This window comes from Streptomyces sp. 150FB, from assembly GCF_000818195.1.
Taxonomy (GTDB): Bacteria; Actinomycetota; Actinomycetes; order Streptomycetales; family Streptomycetaceae; genus Streptomyces.
This window is the reverse complement of sequence record NZ_JTHL01000001.1, coordinates 7,562,331-7,578,798: the sequence shown is the minus strand read 5'-3', so window position 1 is coordinate 7,578,798 and position 16,468 is coordinate 7,562,331. Positions and strand designations below refer to the sequence as shown.

General features: G+C 69.4%; 19 protein-coding genes. 5 read left to right on the top strand and 14 right to left on the bottom strand.

Translation table 11 applies throughout. The features are described from left to right. Position 1 precedes the first annotated feature (1 nt). Positions 2-640 (top strand): hypothetical protein, encoded by a 639-nt coding sequence (locus QR77_RS32535; RefSeq protein ID WP_040025641.1) that lies wholly within the window; start codon positions 2-4, stop codon positions 638-640. Positions 641-704: 64 nt separating this feature from the next. Here QR77_RS32535 and QR77_RS32530 read toward each other — a convergent pair whose 3' ends face one another. The 9 genes from QR77_RS32530 to QR77_RS32490 form a co-directional block, all read right to left on the bottom strand. After that, positions 705-1,109 (bottom strand): hypothetical protein, encoded by a 405-nt coding sequence (locus QR77_RS32530; protein WP_040025640.1) that lies wholly within the window; start codon positions 1,107-1,109, stop codon positions 705-707. Between the two features lie 106 nt (positions 1,110-1,215). After that, positions 1,216-2,988, bottom strand: coding sequence for a relaxase/mobilization nuclease domain-containing protein (locus QR77_RS32525; protein ID WP_040025638.1), 1,773 nt, complete (start codon positions 2,986-2,988; stop codon positions 1,216-1,218). After that, on the bottom strand, positions 2,988-3,653 hold the full coding sequence (locus tag QR77_RS32520) for a MobC family plasmid mobilization relaxosome protein (RefSeq protein WP_040025635.1): 666 nt from the start codon (positions 3,651-3,653) through the stop codon (positions 2,988-2,990). Before QR77_RS32520 ends, QR77_RS32525 begins: the two co-directional genes overlap by 1 nt. Beyond that, positions 3,650-3,874, bottom strand: a complete 225-nt coding sequence (locus QR77_RS32515) for a hypothetical protein (RefSeq protein WP_003972986.1) — start codon at positions 3,872-3,874, stop codon at positions 3,650-3,652. The genes QR77_RS32520 and QR77_RS32515 overlap by 4 nt, the downstream gene beginning before the upstream one ends. Positions 3,875-3,976: 102 nt before the next feature. Next, positions 3,977-5,044 (bottom strand): DUF2637 domain-containing protein, encoded by a 1,068-nt coding sequence (locus QR77_RS32510; RefSeq protein WP_040025634.1) that lies wholly within the window; start codon positions 5,042-5,044, stop codon positions 3,977-3,979. Continuing rightward, entirely contained in the window at positions 5,041-5,607 is a 567-nt protein-coding gene (locus QR77_RS32505; RefSeq protein ID WP_040025632.1) for a WhiB family transcriptional regulator, read from the bottom strand. Before QR77_RS32505 ends, QR77_RS32510 begins: the two co-directional genes overlap by 4 nt. A gap of 115 nt (positions 5,608-5,722) precedes the next feature. Further along, positions 5,723-6,427, bottom strand: coding sequence for an ATP-binding protein (locus tag QR77_RS32500; protein ID WP_040025631.1), 705 nt, complete (start codon positions 6,425-6,427; stop codon positions 5,723-5,725). Continuing rightward, on the bottom strand, positions 6,427-7,446 hold the full coding sequence (locus QR77_RS32495; RefSeq protein WP_040025629.1) for a hypothetical protein: 1,020 nt from the start codon (positions 7,444-7,446) through the stop codon (positions 6,427-6,429). The genes QR77_RS32500 and QR77_RS32495 overlap by 1 nt, the downstream gene beginning before the upstream one ends. Position 7,447: 1 nt before the next feature. After that, on the bottom strand, positions 7,448-7,696 hold the full coding sequence (locus QR77_RS32490) for a transcriptional regulator (protein WP_347359804.1): 249 nt from the start codon (positions 7,694-7,696) through the stop codon (positions 7,448-7,450). Between the two features lie 518 nt (positions 7,697-8,214). Between QR77_RS32490 and QR77_RS32485 the strand changes: the two genes are divergently transcribed. Next, a complete protein-coding gene (locus tag QR77_RS32485; protein ID WP_040025626.1) occupies positions 8,215-8,661 on the top strand; it encodes a transcriptional regulator in 447 nt (148 codons plus the stop codon). A gap of 40 nt (positions 8,662-8,701) precedes the next feature. On the opposite strand, the gene QR77_RS32480 is transcribed toward QR77_RS32485, so the two are convergent. After that, entirely contained in the window at positions 8,702-9,544 is an 843-nt protein-coding gene (locus tag QR77_RS32480) for a helix-turn-helix domain-containing protein (RefSeq protein ID WP_078877427.1), read from the bottom strand. Between the two features lie 343 nt (positions 9,545-9,887). On the opposite strand from QR77_RS32480, the gene QR77_RS32475 reads away from it, so the two are divergent. Genes QR77_RS32475 through QR77_RS32465 form a run of 3 tightly spaced genes read left to right on the top strand, consistent with a single transcriptional unit; the run spans position 9,888 to position 12,791 of the window. Next, positions 9,888-10,430: a regulator component gene (locus tag QR77_RS32475; protein WP_173476387.1), complete on the top strand. Its 543-nt coding sequence runs from the start codon at positions 9,888-9,890 to the stop codon at positions 10,428-10,430. Positions 10,431-10,450: 20 nt separating this feature from the next. Further along, entirely contained in the window at positions 10,451-11,608 is a 1,158-nt protein-coding gene (locus tag QR77_RS32470; protein WP_236710901.1) for an MAB_1171c family putative transporter, read from the top strand. A gap of 4 nt (positions 11,609-11,612) precedes the next feature. Beyond that, the gene (locus QR77_RS32465) at positions 11,613-12,791 is read left to right on the top strand and encodes a cytochrome P450 (protein ID WP_040025625.1); all 1,179 of its coding nucleotides are present in this window, start codon (positions 11,613-11,615) and stop codon (positions 12,789-12,791) included. 66 nt (positions 12,792-12,857) lie between these two features. Here the strand turns inward: QR77_RS32465 and QR77_RS32460 are convergent, their stop codons facing one another. The 4 genes from QR77_RS32460 to QR77_RS32445 are packed head-to-tail and all read right to left on the bottom strand — an operon-like array spanning position 12,858 to position 16,468. Then, a complete protein-coding gene (locus QR77_RS32460) occupies positions 12,858-13,727 on the bottom strand; it encodes a 3-deoxy-manno-octulosonate cytidylyltransferase (RefSeq protein WP_052489219.1) in 870 nt (289 codons plus the stop codon). A 32-nt stretch (positions 13,728-13,759) separates the two neighbouring features. Then, entirely contained in the window at positions 13,760-14,320 is a 561-nt protein-coding gene (locus tag QR77_RS32455; protein WP_040025623.1) for an NUDIX domain-containing protein, read from the bottom strand. Further along, entirely contained in the window at positions 14,317-15,438 is a 1,122-nt protein-coding gene (locus QR77_RS32450) for an adenosylhomocysteinase (protein WP_040025622.1), read from the bottom strand. The genes QR77_RS32455 and QR77_RS32450 overlap by 4 nt, the downstream gene beginning before the upstream one ends. A 31-nt stretch (positions 15,439-15,469) precedes the next feature. Beyond that, on the bottom strand, positions 15,470-16,468 hold the full coding sequence (locus QR77_RS32445; protein WP_236710900.1) for an NAD-dependent epimerase/dehydratase family protein: 999 nt from the start codon (positions 16,466-16,468) through the stop codon (positions 15,470-15,472).

Genomic DNA, 16,468 nt, shown 5'->3' with positions numbered 1-16,468 from the left:
GATGAACACCGCGACCACCATCCGCGTCGGCGCCACCATCGCCGCCACCCTCTACACGGTCGTCCTGGTCGTCCTGGGCCTGTACCCGTCCGAGTTCCGGTACCTCTTCGCGTACATCCCGGCCCTCGTGGGCTACGGCACCGTCGTCTTCGACAAGTGGGCCTGGCGCTGGCCCGTCATCCACCGCTTCACCGGCCGTGCCTGGGTCACGGGCACCTGGCGGGTAGTGCTTGTCCCGAGCTCGGAGAGCCACATCCCGGAGGGAGGGAACCGTGGTCCGATCATTACGTACATGACGATCGAGCAGACCTTCTGGAGCCTGCACGCCACGCTCCGCACGAAGGAAAGCACCTCGCGGTCGAGCAACGCCACCATCGGCGCCCCCGAGAACTCGGGAACTGCCGAGATCGGATTCCTGTACGACAACACGCCCCGCGTGGAGCACCAGCATCGAAGCCCGCGGCACGAAGGGGCCTGTCGAATAGCGGTCACCGGTCTCCACCCCAAGACTGCGACCGGGCACTACTACACCAGCCGGTTCACCGCCGGTGACATGGACTTCAGCCTGCTAGACCGATCGACCGACTACGGCACCTTCGCAGAGGCTCAAGCTGCCGACCCGGCGCCCGCCAGCAGCTGAAGATCAGAAGCGGCGAACCAGGGGGCTGGTGCCCCAGCCTCCGCTTATTCGTTCCGGTGCTCGCCTACTCCATATAGATGCCGGCGAATACGCCGTCGAACCCGAGCGCGGCCAGGCCCACCTCGACACTCGGGTAGGTCGTCCCGTGCGGGCCGCCGACCAGGGCGTCGAAGTCGGCGCGGCCGATCTCGGGCTCGAGCCACTGGTTGCCGCACCGGCAGCGGACCCAGACGTTGCGCCCGTGGTTGATGAGCAGCCAGTCGCGTCGGGCACAGCAGGCGGAGCACATCACGGGGATGCCCCCGAGAGCGAGTTCGCGTGAGTGGCCGACGCAGCGAATCGCCCCGGGTCCGTCGGCGGGCCGCGTCTCGGCCTGGAGCTGCAGCAGCGGGTTGGTACCAGTGGGGAGGACGGGCAGCGCAGGTGCCGGCTCCGTGGTGCGGGTGGTGGTTCTGAGCACGAGCGTCATCTCCCGGTTGTGGGTCCTGTCTTCATCCGTAACAGCCGGTGGAACCGGCTGTCCATACATTTCGCGGCGTCCGCTCGGTCGATGGTCGACTACCGGTTCGACCTGGTCAGCGACGTGGCGAGCGGCGGTTGGGGTCTTGAACAGTCCCGAGCGGTGCGGCTGCCGTCGCGTTCCGTTCGCTGGTGCGGCTGCTCGGCGTGGTGGCCTGGCGGGTGGCGGCCTGCGACCGACGGGCACCTTCGCCCGGGTGTGCCGGGAGCTGGGCGATGCGCCGCAGGCGCCAGACCAGGACGTCGTTCACCTCATCGGCGCTGTCGAGTTCGCGCATGTCGATGGCCTGGCGCAGGAGGGCTTCGGAGTCGTGGCCTGCCCGCTCGGCTTGGGCGAGGGTGGCGATCAAGGCGTCGGTCCTCGCTTCCATGCCCTCTGCCTGCACGACCTTCTCCGGCAGGACGGCGCGAAGGGTGGCTTCGTGCGTGCGGCGCTGGGCTTCTGGAAGGGCCCGGCCTTGGTCGTGCAGCACTCGCATAGGGGTGGCAGCGGCCTGCCGGTAGGCGGTGCGCAGGTGCGCGGCTGCTTGTCGGGAGGCGTGGGCCTGCTGGGCGTGTCCACGCGCGGAGTGCCAGCGGGCGGCGGCGAGGGTGACCAGGACGAGGGTGGAGACGAGCATGGCGGTGGTGCCGCCGTCCTCGCCTCGGCCGAGCGCTCCGCCGGCCTGGACAATGCCCCGGGCGGCTGAGCGGAGAGCCCTGGTGTCGGCGCGTTCTGCGCGGACATGACTGCGGGTCGCCCGCTCGAAGGCGCGAGCTGCGGCGGCCAGCTCGGCGCGGGTGGGGGCCGGTGAGGTCTGGGCCACCGCGTCGAGGAGTTCTCCGACGCCGACGAGCTGGGCGGCGGCCTCGCCGCCGTCGTCGCGTTCCAGAAGCGTGGCCGAGCGCTCGGCGATGACGACTGCGTTGCGTCGTTGACGGGCGGGCGGTGACCAGTTCGTCCGGTCAGCGCCGACCGCGGGCGCGCTCGGCTCGGCGGCCCCGTCGGTGAGGCGTAGGCGGATCTTCGGAAGGGAGAGGTCGGGGGCCAGTTTGGAGCCGGGGTACCAGACCGGGTCTCCGTCGCGGTTGCGGTCGCCGGGCAGGGCCACGTTGTAGCCGAGCGCGTCACCGGACGGAGCGTGCCGCAGCTTCACCCGCACCCCCGCCTCTCGGAGCCGCGTGAAGAACTCCTCTTCCGAATCCGCTCCCGCCACGGCTCGACGAACGGCCTCACGGAGCGTCTCGCGCGAGCTCTCCGGGCGGCCGGTGCGCTCGGCCTTGAACTTCTCGGCGCTGCTGGGATTCTTCGCTGCGGTTCCGTCGCCGGCGTTCAGGCGCCGCAGGCCCATCTCCTTCTCGATGCGGCGGCATTCGGCCTGGGCCTTGTTGAAGTCGTAGTTCAGGCGCGGGTTGCGCAGGTCGCCGCGTACGAGGGTGGCGACGATGTGGATGTGGTCCTCCGCGTGGCGGACGGCGATCCACCGGCAACCGTCGGGGTCTCCGGCCGGGGAGATGCCGGTGGCGTGGACGATGCGCTGGGCGACGGCGTTCCACTCCTCGTCGTCCAGCCGCCGGTCCCCGGGGGCGGTACGGACCGAACAGTGCCAGACGTGCTTGGCGGGCGCGCGGTCGCCGGCCTGCTTGACCCGCAGGTCCAGGGCGGCGGTGAGCCGGGCGAGGGTGACCTTCGGGTCGGGGTCGAGGCCGGTGTCGCGGCCGGGGTCGGGGGCGAAGCCGTCCCAGGAGCCGACGAGGTGCGCGTCGGTGTGCTCCTCGCGCCGTCCGGGGCCGTACAGGTAGACGAGGAGGCCGTGGGTGCGGGAGCCGCGTCCGATGTCGGGAACCATCACAGCCGCCGGGTCACCAGGTCGTTCGCCGCGTCATCGACGCGGGCGAGAAGTCCGGTCAGCGTGCCCAGCGCGTGTTCGAGTTCACCGGCGCGCGGCTGGCCACCGCTGTTGAGGACGAAGGCGATCTGGTTGATGTTGTTGCCGATCCGGGCCAGCGCGGTGCGTAGAGCGGCGAGTTCGTCGATGGCGGTGTCGAGCTGGTCGTTGCTGTGCACGGCGGCGCGTCCGCGGGCGGCGCTCAGGCCGGCGGTGGCGAGGAAGCGGGCGACGGTGACGCCGCGCTGGGTGGCGGCGTCGGTGATCTCGGCTTTCTCGGTGTCGGAGAGGCGGGTGGTCGTCTTGCGGGCGCGCTCGCTCGGGTTGCGGCTACGGCGGCGCGGGGTGCGGTCGGGGAAGGCGGGCGTGCTCGGGCTCGGCTGCTCGCGGTCGGCAGGGTCATCTGCTTCTCCCCCGGTGACCGGCGCCCCCTGGTGCCGGTTGCCCGGCTGGTCCCCGTGCGCCCTCGCTCGGGGACCAGCCGGGCTTCCCCCGCCCTCCTGGGCGGGGGCAAGTGCGTACGACGGGCCGTAGGACCGTCGTACGCGATAGCTTGCTCCGCCAGGAGCCGTGGTGGGGTCACGCTGCTGTCCAGCGGGGGTGGCCACCGGGTCGTTGGTGTTCACCGGCTCGTCTCCGGGTCCTGCTGCTGGATTTCGCGGACGAGTTCCTCGATCCAGTCCATGGCCAGGACGGGGTGGTGCAGGGTCCAGGGCCGGTCGTGCTGCTCGCGTTGCACGATCCAGGTGGTGTCGGGGCCGGACTGGGCGCGGTGGAGGTGTCCGTGCTGGTGCAGGACGGTCAGCCAGGAGTCGACTTCGGCGGGCGTGGCCGGGTGAGTGCGCATCGGGTGCTCTCCGCTTCTGCTGTGGCGGGGTGTCTCGGAGACATGCGGAGCGGGTGACCGGCCGGGGTGACCGGCTTGGTCACCCACTCCGTGGAGGTTCGGTCAGGGCCGGGAGGAGGTGACCGGCTGGCGGTGCTGCTCGCGCAGCTGGGCCATCAGCGCGGTCAGGGTGTCGCTGGACAGCGGGATCTGCTGACCTCGGATCGCCTGGGCGACCACCTTGCGGGTCAGTTTGTCCTCGGCCCTGACCGCCGACCGGGCGATCTTCAGCAGCTCCTCGGTGTCTGGGTCAGGACGCCGGTCACCAGTCGGCCGAGCGGCCCGGTCAGTGACCGGCGGCGAGGTGACCGGCGGGGCACTGACCGCCGCCGGGCTGCCCTGGCCATCACCGACCGGGGCCGCACTGTCGGGGCGGTCAGCGACCGTCCGCCCCTTGTCCGCCTGTCCCGGCAGGTCAGGGGCACCGTGGCTCCGGTTGCGGTGGTCGGTGACCGACTGGCCGCTGGTGGCCGGGGCCGAGTCTCCGGTCGCTGACCGGGTGGCGGTGTCCTCGTCGGTCGGGGACAGCGGCAGCCGGTCGGTCAGAGCGGTGACCGACTGACCGGACTTGACCTGACCGGCCGCTGACCGCTGCTGACCGGCTCGGTCGGTCCGGGTGACCTCGATGGCGTCGCCCCGATCGGTCTGACCGAGGTGACCGGGCTGACCGAGGTTCTGCCGGTCAGTGTCCTTGACCGGGCCCCGGGCAATGAGGATGTAGAGGTGGACCGCTCCGGCCAGTGCGAGCGGGGCGATGGTGGAGAGCACCGCGACCACCGCGTTACCGAGCCGGAGGCCGGTGCCGGCGACCGTGTCCTGGTTGATGCGAACCGCGTGGAGTGCGTTGGCCCAGATGCTGGCGGCGGTGGCCGTACCGAAGAGCGTCCAGACGTAGAGCCGAGCGCGCAGCGGTGCGTCGCGCAGGACCAGGAGGGCTCGGATGCCGTAGGCGATGAACCCGTCGATCACCAGGGGAAAGGCGAAGGTGAGGAAGCCCCGGATGTGGATGGCGACGGCCATCTGCTGTAGGGCGTCGTACGACAGCGCGCATCCCGCGCCCCCGAGGGCAACGACGGCCGCGCGATCCCAGCCGGATACGTGCGCTGGCTTCGCCAGCCTCCTGGTGTTCATGCCGCCGTCCCGAAGTCGTCACGGTTCAGGTGCTCGCCGCTGTCGTCGGGTGGCGAAGCGGTCTTCGCTGTCTGGTTCAGGTCTCGGTTGCGCAAGGCCCGGCGGGTCTCGCGGTAGAGCTTCTGGGCGTGCTCTTCGGTGATCTTCAGAAGCCAGGCCAGGCGCTGCTCGCTTACCCCGTGGCGGAAGGCGGCGTAGACGACTGCGCGGCGCTCGGCCTTGGTGAGGTGGATGTCGCGTCCGCCGATGGTGTCGTTGACGCGGCTGTAGTCGAGGCGGTGCGCGATCTTCTCGTGCAGTGGCCGCCGCTCCTCCTCGGTGAGTCCGCCACGGATACCGTCGGTGGTGCCGCTCTCCAGGGCGGCATCCAGGCAGGTGCGGCGCACCGGGCACTGGCCGCACAGGGCCTTGGCCGTGGCGATCTTGGCGGTCTCGTCGGGCTCGGGGAAGAAGGCTTCGGGGTCCACCGGGTTGTACTCCGTGCTCTGGCAGACGGCGTCGGCCTGCCAGGTGTGGTCGCCGAGCTGGCGGTGGCGGGCAGGGCTGTTCATCGTGCTTGTCATGCGGGGTGCTCCGATCGCTCTCCGCGCGCAGGGGCGTCGGCGGAGAGGTGCGCTGGCGGCAGGTGCCCGGGGCGGCGCGGCGGGGGCGCGGTCCGGCGGGGTGGCCTGTGGAGGGTCAGGCGGCGGCGCTGTGGCGTCTGCGGTCGACGGCCTCGAACTCGACTCGGTTGGTCATCTGCGCGAGCCTGCTGGCGACGCGGTCCCCGAGGTAGGAGCGGAGGTCCTTGATCGCCAGGTTGGTGGTGATCAGCGTGGGGAGTTCGTAGTTGTACCGCCGGTTGATCAGCCGGTACGTAACTTCCTCGACCCACTCGCTGGCTTTGGCCGCGCCGAGGTCGTCGATGATCAGCAGCGGGCAGCGGCTGACCGCCGCCAGTTCCCGCTCGCTGTCGACCCCGGGCCGGGGGCGGAGATCGGCGTAGAGGTCGGCAGCGGTGGTCGCGCGCCAGCGAACACCGACGCCGCTCTGCACCAGCGCTCGGACTGCGCCGTACGCCTGGTGTGTCTTGCCCGCGCCGACGACTCCGGCCATCAGCAGGCTAGGTCCGGTGGTGACCTGTCGACGGGCTCCTCGGCTGGGGGCGACGGCTGCCTCGGTGACCTTCCGGACCCAGTCCAGGACCGTGGGGTGGTCGGCGACAGCCGCCTGGTAGCGCGGGGGCATCCCGGCCAACAGGGCGTCCAGCGGGGAGAAGGACTCGGCGTCGTCGGCGAGCGTGGCGGAGGCCGGGTCGATGTTGCGGGCGGCCAGGATCCTGGCCACGCGCTCCAGGGTGGCTTCGCTGCCGAGGAGCTGCGGTTCGCGGTGACGGGTGTGCATCACAGCTCCTCGGCGTAGGCGGCGGAAGCGTTGACCGGGTTGGTCCACGCCTGGTGGGCGGGCACGTTAGGCCGCATTCCCGGCCGCGCCAAACCGCCGGAGCGAGCGTTCATCGCCTCGTTGACCATGCTGGTCAGCACGCTCGGGTGCTTCGGGTTCGCCGTGAAATTCGCCAGCCCGGCTCGGATGTGCACCGGAGCGATGCCCTCGTCCAGGAGCTTCTTGATGATCCGACCGAGGTGCCCGATCACGTCGCTCGGGGGGCGCTGGTCGCACCCGGCGACGTACTCCCCGACGAGGTCCTTGGCGGAGATGCCGGCTGCGGGCGCTGTGCGCCCCGTAGGGACAAGAGATCCAGGATCCAAGATCCTAGATCCAGGCGCCGAGCCTTCGGGCAGGCTTCGGGGAAGGTTCGAGGAGTCCTCGGGGAATGCCTCCTGACCTGGGGTTTCCGATCGGGAGCCGCCAGGGACGTCGACCAGGTGATCGGTGGCTGCCTGCCGGTCGGCCGGGGACACAATCGCGTGCCCGGGAGACGTCGAGGTGGCCTGGGCGGGCAGATCGAGGGGTCGGGGAGCGTTCGGCGAGGTCTCGGCGAGTCCTCCGGGAGTGGTGGGCGAGCCCTCGGTCTGCTTGGTGCAGTTGCCCTTGCAGGGGCCGCACCGGCCGCCAGCCTGGTGCTGCGGGCACGATGGCAGGCGGGACTGGCTCGGTTTGTCGATCTTCTGGTGCTCGGACCAGGTCACGATGTGGAGGTAGCGGCGGCCGTCGCAGCCGGTGTACCGGCAGATCAGGCCGGCGCTCGCGAGCTGGTGGAGATCGTCCTCGACGTGGACCGAGGTGTGCTCGGCGCGCAGGGGCCACAGGAGCCCAGCGATGATCGCGGCGTTGTCGCGGTGCCGTCCGTGGTCGTCGGCCTGCGTGAGGAGGCCGAAGAAGGTCCGCTCGGCCTCGACGCTCACTTCGGCGAGCGACTCGGAGAAGAACGCCTCCGGCTTGATGGTGCGTATCCGGGCCATGTCAGCGGCTCCGACCGGCGGCGACAAGGTCGCTGCAAGTGAGGGCGGCGCGCTGGATGTCGAAGGTGTGCGGCCGGGTCCAGTCCGCCTCCGGCCAGACCCGCAGGATCCAGCGGGCGGCGACCGTCGCCGTCGTCCGGCTCACCTCCAGGGCCTTCCCGCCCTCGTCCCGGATAGCGGCGCTCGGGTGGGGCCACGCCCGGCTCGGGTCGGTGAGGCTGACTCGGATCGTGGCCGCGCCCGGGATCATCTCTGCGAGCTGAGCAGCGAGACGGTGCTGTCGTCGGGTATCCGGGCAGGCTGGGTTGACGCTCGGCGTGGCGAGCATGTGATACTCCGTTGTTCGTAGGAACGCGGTGCGGCGGTTCTCGTGCAAAAGCCCCGCCGCCCGCGAGATGTGGATCGGTACCCCTCGGGGTGTCGGCCCGGTGCTCGGGAGTTGGTAGCTCCCGGGCGCCGGTCTCATGCACCCCTGTGCACCCCGCGGTCGTCATGACCCGCGCGTGCTCGTCTCCTTCCCCTCCCGGCTGTTCCGTCGGCCAGTGATCTCCGCCTGTGGGCACCAGGACCATAGGGCGACCCTCGGTCCAAGTCCAGCTTCCATGAACCAGCCCCCACCAGCAGCGAAACACTGCAATGGATACTTTCGATGCACAACGTACATTGCAGTTACGCCATGCCGTCAACTGCAATGGCGAGACACTGGACCTGGGTAACCATGATCACCACTGAGGTGGATATGATGGCCGCCATGACGGAGATCTGGAGATGACCGAATCGCGCGAGCGCACCTTCTCGGAGTTGCTCGACTACCTGTTCCGAGAGGTGCACCCGAAGGGCCGCGGCCCTTACACCTACGCGGAGGTCTCGCAGGGCATCCGTGACACCTCCGGCGTCACCATCTCCGCAAGCGCCATCCAGCAGCTCCGCACCGGCACCAACTCGAACCCGAAGATGCAGACCATCCGCGCGTTGGCCGGTTTCTTCGGCGTGAGCCCGGGCTATTTCTTCGACGAGGAGGAGGCGGAGCGCCAGCGTGCCGAGATCCAGTTGGTCGCCGCCATGCGCGACCAGGGGGTGCGCCGGGTCGCTCTGCGCGCGAACGGCCTCAGCGCTTCGAGCCTGAACATGGTGAACACCGTGATCGACCAGGCCCGAAGACTGGAAGGAATGCCCGACGAGTCGGAAGCGTCGGGACTGCTCGACGACGAGTAAGGGCTTGGCCGCACACAGAGGTGCGTACCGCTCCCGTCGATCACGTCTCGACAGGTTCAGAGTCGGTTTCCATCAGCACGATCACCCGGAGAAGGTCGCTGCGCATGGGCCGCAGGGCCATGATCCGCACGCCGACTTCTCGGCCCCGATGGTGGGGAAGTCGAAGCCTGCGCAGGTCTCCGTCGGCGTGTTCGACCACCTCGCGGCGGTCCCACATCTGCCGTGCGGCCGGGGAACTCGTGAGGATGTCGCGCTCCAGCTGTCGCAGCGCTTCGTGGTCCGGATGGCGGGCGCGCTCGTAGCGGATCTGCCCCAGGTAGGAGCGAGCCCAGTCCTGCTCCCAGTTCACAAGCTGCTCGCGAGCCTCCGGACTGAGAAAGGCCCATCGCATCTGATTCGCCTGGTGAGCCGCCCACGGAAACCAGTCCAGCAGCGGCTCGTTGTAACCGATCACGTTCCAGGCGAGGTCCGTGACGAAGGCGGGATCGGGGGCCTGGCCGTCCAGAAACCGCTGCAGCAGCTCGTCCATCTCCGCCGCCGCATCGACCTCCGGAACTGCGGCGACCACCGGCGGATGGCCCACCGCCATCAGGTACAGGGCATCGCGCTCAGCGCGACTCAGCCCCAGCACCGACGAGAGTCGATCGAGAAAGTCAGCGGAGTACTTGGCGTCCATGCCCCGCTCCAGCGCCCCGTACCAGCGTTCACTCACCCCGGTCAGCCGAGCCACGTCACGCTGCGTCAGACCCTTCGCCCTACGGCCCGGAGAGGCCAACCCGGGGATCTCATCGGGATTCACCCGCCGCCGCCACGATCGCAGCAGCTCAGGCAGCGACTCGCCGCCACCTTCGCCACCCGCGACCCGCCCGCCCCGCACGTCCATAAGGGCGAGCCTAGGATGCGCTCACCGGGTGACATGCGCCATAGGGAGTCCAACCTCCCATCCGGTCGATCATGGTTCAGTCATTCAGCGTAGTCAGACATAACGGATAATCAAGTAGTCAACTACTCAGAGTGCGAACCGCCTCGCGCCCAAATCACCGGCCCCTTGCGTTTCCGGCAAACGGTGAGGAGGTGCGACCGGGAAGGCTCACCCCCTCCGTCAATCACCATGCGTAATCGGAACCGCCACTTCCAGGAAGAGTGAGTTCCTGCCTTCTCTTGGCATCCTCGGGGCTTCCGTCCACCCACAAGTTGACGCACCGCCGAGGCCGAAGGGGAGCACCGTGTCCTTGCCAGAAGTCGACACGCGTCGACTGCGCGCATCGTGCGAAGAGCAGATCGACCTCCTACGTCTGCCGCACCGATTCACCACCCGCCAGTTGAGCGAGGCCATAGCCGAGCTTCGCGGGAAGCCCATCGTCCTGCAGCCGCTGAGCACGCTCGGCGCTGTCGAAGCGCCGTGCGGAATGAGAATCGAGACCCCGGACGCCGATCTCCTCTTCTACGAGGAGGGCACGTCCGTCCACCACCAGCGGCACATCCTCACGCACGAGCTGTGCCACGTGTACTGCGACCATCCGGGAAGCCTGGAGGTCAACGCGGACACGGCCCGCTCCCTGGGGGTCAACCCGACGCTGGTGATGCGTATGTCCGGGCGGACGAGTTACTCGACTGCTGACGAGCGTGAGGCGGAGATGATGGCGACGGTCGTCCGCCAACGCATCTACCGCGAACGTGAGGCCCCTCCGCACCGCCCCGAGAGGGGCCCGGACAGCTGGGAAGCTCTCTTCGCCCAGCCCATCAGGAGAGGTCGCCTCCGCGCATGACGAATGCTGTCTTCCTCGGGATGGCGTTGCTGCTCGCGTCCATAGCCAGCTACTGGGTGCTCGGACGCGGAACGCCCCGGCCGACCGGTACGTCGGCCATGGGCGCGCTTCTCGGCTCCTTCGCCATGGCCTTCGCCTCCTATGCGCCGCTGTTCAGGAACGTCGCGGAGGCGATCGTGCCGCACATCGGCCGACTGCTGAGTAACTGCGCTTCTCTGGGTGCCGCCACAGCGGTCCTGGCCGTTTCCTTCCAGCTCAACCTCGAACCCTACGAGGCGCGGCAACGCATCAGGGTCCGTCTCGCCCTGCTCACCGCGTCGGTCGTCACCATGACCGCGCTGTTCGCCTACGAGCAGCTGACAGCTCGTTCTCCGCAGGTCTACGCGCTCTACCTACTCCCCTACACCTCCTTCCTCGGGTTCTCCGTGGTCGACTTCCTGAGGCAAGCCGTACGCCAGTCGAAGGCGACTCGGCGCGACAGCATCCGGGTCGGATTGCGGATGGCAGCGGCAGGCTGCGTGTTCGCTCTCGTCTACGTCGTCTACAAGCTGACGCGCACCGTAGGCCTCGGTCTGGGGCTGGGCGACGAAACGCACGCGCAGTGCTCATCGCTCGTGACCTCGACGTGCGCCTTCAGCGTCACCTCGCCGGCGCTCGCCGTCCTGCTGATCTGTCTCGGCCTCACGTGGCCTGCTGTCCTCTACCCGATCAACCAAGCCCGCCGTCGTCGCTGGGAAACCCGGTCCTTCGAGACGCTCCGCCCCCTCTGGCAGGACCTGTCAACCGCGATGCCGCAGATCGTCCTGTCGCCGGCCGAGGACATCGAAGGCATCTCCGACGACTCCGACTTCCGACTGCAGCGGCGCGTCATCGAGATCAGCGACGGCATCCTCGCCCTCCGGCCGTACCGGTCGCGCAGGGTGCAGGAGAGCGCGGCGTCGAACTTCCACACCGCTACCGAGCAGGGCGCCGCCGCTGTGGAGGCGGCTGTGGTTCGAGCTGCACTGGCAGACTCGAAGGCTGGCCGGTACGCGGACGAAGTCGCACCTCCGTCGGTAGACGCCGCCGCCCGCGAGGATCTTCGGGCCGACACACAGTGGCTCCTCCTGGTGGCCGACGCCTACGCCCACGTCGGGCGTGTCGGCGTCGACGGCCGGCCACGAACGATTGGAACCTGAAGACATGACCGACCCGACTCAGGACCCCCGCTTTCTCCAAGATCCCTACCCCACTTACGCGGCCATGCGCTCGGCATGCCCCGTACAGGCCGTACCCAGCGGGTCCGGTGGGCGCCTCAGCTACCTGGTCACCGGATACGCCGAAGCCAGGGAAGCGCTCGCCGACGCCCGGCTCTCGAAGGACACCGCCGCGTTCTTCGCGGGCAAGGAATCAAAGCGGCGCCTCCACCCCGCGGTGGCGCACAACATGCTGTCGAGCGACCCGCCCAGGCACACCCGGCTGCGCAAGCTGGTCACCAGGGCGTTCACGACCGGGGCGGTCGCGGAACTGCGCCCGTTCATCGCCAGGGTCACCGACGACCTGCTGGACAAGTGGCCTGTCGGTGAGCCCTTCGACTTCGTGACCGGCTTGGCCGTCCCGCTACCCGTCATCGTGATCTGCGAACTGCTCGGAGTACCGGAGGAAGACCGGCCCGACATCCGGCGCTGGTCCGGCGAACTGTTCGCGGCGGGACAGCCGGGCGTCATCGACGCGGCCTCGCACTCCCTGGCCGACTACATGACAGACCTCATCGCCGTCAAGCGCCGACACCACGGCAGCTCGCTCCTCGACCGCCTCATCTCGGTTCGCGACGGCGACGACCGGCTCAGTGAGGAGGAACTGGTCTCTCTCGCGGTGCTCCTGCTCGTGGCCGGCCACGAGACCACCACCAACTTCCTCGGCAACGCAACCCTGTCCCTGCTCCAGCACCCGGCCGAACTCGACCGCCTCCGCCAGAACCCGGACGACATCCCTGCGGTGCTGGACGAACTGCTTCGATTCGACTCCCCCGTCAGCACGGCCACCTTCCGGTACACCACCGAGGCCGTCACACTCGGCGGCACTGACATCCCAACAGGCGCACCGGTCTTGGTCGTCCTCGGAGCCGCCAACCGCGACCCGGAACGGTTCCCGTCACCGGACCAACTCGATGCGGACCGGGGCGCTGCCGGCCACCTCGCCTTCGGGCACGGCATCCACCGCTGCGTCGGCGCTCCGCTGGCCAAGGCCGAGGCCGAAATCGCGCTGCGCGCGGTACTGGCACGGTTCCCAGGCCTGCGGCTCGCCGCACCGCCCGACCAGCTTCAGTGGCGGCACGCCCGTCTTGTACGCGGTCTGACCTCGCTTCCCGTCCTTAATTAGCCCGAGGGTCGCTTAGCGAGTGAGCCGCTCTGGGGGCGAGTAGGCAGGCCCCGGAGCTGCTGTTCGCTAGGAGTGAGAGCGGGGGCTTTCCGAAGATCGGACACGAGTCGCGGATGAGGTGATTCCGTCCCACCGTGCAGAAGGCCGTGCGGTCCCACGCCTATGAACCGCTCCGTCGAGCTGATCGAGGAAGCGCTCGGCTCGCGTCAGATCCTCAGGGGTGTCTACCGCTACACCGTCGTCCAGGACAGGGACCATCTGTACGGCGTGGCCGTGTTCGACGAAACGCAGCATCTCTACTCCTTCGGCACGCTCCAGGGGCCCTTGCTGGAGCTGACGGAAGTGTTGGAGAGCCTTGCCTGTGAAGCCGTAGAGGCCCAGTTGACGCAGGTACTTCGGCCGGTCGCCCCTTGGGTACGGGATGGGCTGGCGCGAGAACATGAGGGCCTCGCTGCGGGCCGTCACTACGACCTTGACGACGTTGTGGTCCAGGACGGCGCCGACGTCGACCAGCTCGGTGTAGGCGTTCACGGCGAAGGTGCCGGGCGGAGTGAATTCCAGGGCTTCGGAGACGACGTCGATGGCGGTCGGCGAGATGAACGGCTCGTCGCCCTGGACGTTGATGTATCCGTCGGCTGGCAGACGTTCGGCGACCTCCGCGACGCGGTCGGTGCCGGTGAGGTGCTCCCCGGTACGGATGCTGTCGATGCCGAGTTCGCGGCACGCTGCTTCGATGCGTTCGTCGTCCGTTGCGACGACGGCCCCTGCGAGGCGTTGGGCCTCCAGGCAGCGCTGGTGGACGTGCCAGAGCAGCGGCTTGCCGCCGAGGAGGGCCAGTGGTTTGCCGGGGAAGCGGGAGGCACCCCAGCGGCAGGGTATGACGGCGATGTGCCGGCGCCGTTCGGCGTCGGTCGGTCGGGCTGTGGTGGCGGCCACGGCGTCCTCCTGGTGGTCGGGTTCGGGGGGCTTCAGGTGAGCTGGGCGAGCTTGGCGCGGACGGTGGGTGAGGCGGTAGTCGCGAACGGCCGCCACTGGTAGCCGTCGACCTCCTCCTCCTGCAGCGTCACCGCGTGATCGGCCCCGAGGTGGAAGGCCCAGCGGAAGTCCACGTGGTGATGGGCCGGCTCGTTCTTCGACGGGTTCGCGTCGATCGCGTGCACGTCGATGTCGAGGGGGATGTCCTCGTGGCCGGCGAGGGCGACGACGGCGCTGGGCGGGATGCCGGCCTCCTCGTGCAGCTCGCGCAGGGCTGCGTCGCGCAGGAGCTGGTCGGACGGTTCGTTGTGCCCGCCGGGCGCCAGCAGCTTCCCGGACGCCTTGTGCAGGATGTGGAGCACGTGCCGTTCACCGTTGATGAGGATGGCGCTGCAGGTCACGTGGGCGGGGAAGGTCTTGCGGCTGGTGGGATCGTCCGCGCCAGCGAGCACGGCGAACAGCATCGTCAGGGAAGCGCGCTCGTCCGGGTGGCGGGCGAGGTACGCCTCCGTGACGGCGCGGACGTGTTCGGTGGAGGGAGGCAACGAGGTCACCTTTCGAAGTGGCGGAGCCAGGTTCTGGCGATGGTGTCGCGGTCGGCCGCCGGCATCTCGTGCAGTCCGGGCTGGAATCGCGCGTGGCTGAGTGCGGCGGTGGCGGCGAGTATCTCGGCCTGGACGAGGTGGATGTAGGTGCCGACGGCGGCGCCATGCACGAAGTTGACGGCACCCCCGTCGGCGAGGACGTAGAAGTAGTGGCCAGTGACCTCGTATCGAGTCAACTGCGATTCGACGGGCTGGCGTTCGTAGAGGTCATCAAGGCTGCTGAGTTCGAGTTCGTCCTCGGAAGAGGTCACCGATCCGAGGTAGGCGCCGTTGCGCAGGGCGGCGAAATCCTCGTGCCGGAGGGCGAGATTGCCAGTGGCGCACAGGACGAGTTCCGCGTCGTGGACGGCCTCGGTGGTGGACGAGCTGGTGCGGAAGCCGAGGGCGTGCGCCTGTACCCGCTTGACCGCGTCGTTGTCGTACACGGTGACGCGCAGGTCCTGGGCGCGCAGGGTCTGCGCAATCGAGCGGCCGATCTTGCCGAAGCCGATGACACAGGCGCTGCGGCTCGTGAGGATGTCCCCGCGGGCGCGGACGAGGGCGTCGGTGGAGAACACGATGGACCGGCCGACGAGGTGGTCCTCGCAGTCCTTGAGCGGTGAGCGGGCCACGGACACGACCGGGCACGGCAGCGAGCCGAGAGCGGCGTACCGCTGGTGTCCGTTCTCGGTGTCCTCGACGACGCCGAGGATGCGCCCAGAGAACTTGTTCACGAGGGTGTCGAGGCTGGCCGCGAAGTACCCGCCGATGTCGACCAGGACGACGTCCTGGCCGCCGGCCGTGTCCTCCAGGTAGTGCAGGGCCTGGGTCTCGTCGGTGAACCGCTCCCGGCTCAGGTCGTGGACCGGCAGGGTGCGGCGGACGGTGTCGAGGGTCGGCTGGTGGATCGACCGGGGCTTGGGGAGGACGGCGCCGATCGTGGACACCGCGGTCATGGCGTGCAAGAACGCCGGTCGTTCCGGGAGCAGGTGGGTGATGACCAGCGTCGTGATCGCCTGCCCGGCGGGGAACTGTGCGGTGATCCTCCGGAAGAAGGCGTCCAGCCGTGCTCGCTCGGGGGTTTCCATGGGCACTCCTCTCGGGTTCCGAGGCGTAGGGCTACGCGGCCCGGCTGTAGTCCGGCACCGGGGCGGCCAGAGCCTGCATGTGCGCGCGCAGTCCGCTGTGGAGGTCGACGCGCGGCTGCCAGCCGAGGACCTCTCCCGCACGGCTGGGGTCGGCACGCGTGACGAGAACGTCCCCGTTGCGCACGTGGTCCTGGTGGAGCTGGATCTCGCGGCCGGTGAGGCTGTTGGCGATGTTGACCACGTCCAGCAGCGATGCGTTCGAGCCGCCGCCGACGTTGATGGGGCCGTGAGCGTTCGGGACGACGCTGGCGGCGATCGTGGCGGCGACCACGTCGTCGATGTAGGTGAAGTCGCGGCGCTGGTGGCCGTCTCCGTACAGGCGCAGGGGCTGTCCGGTCAGGGCGGCGTACAGGGCGCGGTGGGTGAACATGTCGGCGCGCTGCCGGGGGCCGTAGACGGTGAAGTACCGCAGGGCGACGACGCTGGGGCCGCCGGGACGCTCGGCGTAGGCGAGGCAGAGCTGCTCCTCGGCCAGCTTGGTCACGGCGTACGGGGAGGCGGGATTGGGGCGGTCGGTCTCGAGGCTCGCGTCGCCGTCGGTCGGACCGTAGACGCTGGAGGAGGAGGCGACGACCAGTCGGGGGACGCCGGTCCGGGTGGAGGCTTCGAGGACGCGGTGGGTGGCCAGCACGTTGGACGCGAGGTAGTCGCCGAACTGCGGTCCCCAGGAGGGCCGCACGCCGGGGATGCCGGCAAGGTGGAAGACCGCGTCGGCGTCGATCAGGAGCGGGTCGATCGCGCAGTGGAGGAGGTCGGCCGTGACGTGGTGGTATCCCTGGCGGCCCCGCAGCGCGGCGAGGTTGGCGGCGGCCGTCGGGTCGGTGGAGGGGTCTCGGCGGTCCACGCCGATCACGGTGGTGCCGGCCTGGACGAGGGCGTGGGCGAGGTGGGAGCCGATGAATCCGGCGGAGCCGGTCACCACGGCCCGTCGGGGGTAAGCGTTGGTCGAGGGCTGCTCGTGCTGTGGCAC